General features: G+C 50.7%; 1 protein-coding gene. It reads right to left on the bottom strand.

Annotation, left to right across the window (positions count from 1 at the left end; genetic code table 11):
- Positions 1-1,420, bottom strand: a 1,420-nt coding sequence (locus AOQ29_RS07740; RefSeq protein WP_158530760.1) for a DUF1542 domain-containing protein, incomplete at both ends; no start/stop codon positions are given.

The raw sequence follows: 1,420 nt of genomic DNA, 5'->3' as shown, positions 1-1,420 counted from the left end.
CGATTGAAGCACCCACTTGGTGGGTCTTGTCGATGGCCGTTAAGGCAGCGTTCAAAGCGTCAATACCGTCTTGAACAGTCGAAGTCTTTTCAATAGCTGTCTTACCAGCTGCCAAGGCGGTATCAGTAGCAGCCTTTTGGGTCGCCTTTGTGGCTGAATCCAAAGTGGCATCCGCATCAATAGCGGCTTTAACCTTGTCAGTTTCATCTGACAACTGCTTTTCAAAGGCCGGTGTCCGTTCCTGGATGGTTTGGAGGTCGTGTGGTGTCGCAGCAATTGCGGCACTACCTTCTGTCCCAGCCGCTTGCATGGCAGCCACGGTCGTCTGAGTCACACTCTGGCTTAGTTGCAACATGTACTGACCGTAGAGAGCCGTAACTTGGCTGACTTGGGCTGACTGCTCATCCTTTGACAGCGTGCCGTTGTCATAAATTTTCTGCAGAGCAGTTGAACGAGCAGCTGACAAGGCCCGCGCACCATTAATTTGAGCCGTTTCGATATTAACCGAATTAATGTTGTAATCCAAGATTGACCGAGAGTTAACCAAATCATCGGCGTTCTGGTCGGTCCCAACCTTGTTCGTCACATACTTCTTAATGGTTGAAATTTGACTGGTTAAGAGAACCACCTGGTCTTGCGTCCAGTTTTGTTGCTGGTTCAAGGCCGCTTGCGCCGCTGTAATCGTTTGGTTCAAATAGTCCAACAAATCCTGCTTTTGTTGAGCCAAGGTTTCCTTGGCTGGCTGTGGAATACCCGCAATCGTGGTTACTCCAGTAGCCGTCACATTGACTCCCGTGGCAGCATCAGTGGCCTGGTCAATTTGTTGGTTAATGCTGGTTTGTGCCGCACTAACCGCATTGATTTCAACTTGCTTTGCCGCCGCCGTCAGAGTTGGGTCGGCATTAATTTTCAAGTTTGCCCGGTTCACCGCATCGGTAATTTGTTGCTTCAAAGCTGAACGACGGTCATCAATTGATTGGCCAGGCGCATGGTTACCGGCAACAGTGCTTGTAAAGCCGGTTTCTGCTGCCTGCACACCAGCAATCGTCGTACTACCATCAATCTGAGTTTGAGCAGCCTTCTTTTGACCGGCAACGTTGGCCTTTTGGCTCGCCTTCTGGCCATCATCCAAGGTCTTGTCACTATCAATATCAGCACTAACCTGGTCGGCCGCCTTGTTAATGGCGGTTGTTGACTTAGCCTTTTGCAAATTAAGCTGCACTTGGGCCAAGGCGTTGGTCAACTGCGTGCTTGCTGTATTGATGTCATCAGCGGTCTTGGCGGTTGCCAAAGCATTTTGGTTGGCACTTTGGGCCGCTTGGACAGCAGTATTCAAAACATTGGCCTGGTCAGCCGTGATTTGGCCGGCCTGTTGGGCGTTGGCAATCGCTGTTGAGGCAGAACTAATTGCTGTTGCCGC

Origin of the sequence: Fructobacillus ficulneus (assembly GCF_001047075.2) — a bacterium.
In the GTDB taxonomy this organism is placed as follows: Bacteria; Bacillota; Bacilli; order Lactobacillales; family Lactobacillaceae; genus Fructobacillus; species Fructobacillus ficulneus.
Note: the sequence above shows the minus strand (reverse complement) of the source record. Positions and strands in the feature narration are given on the sequence as shown.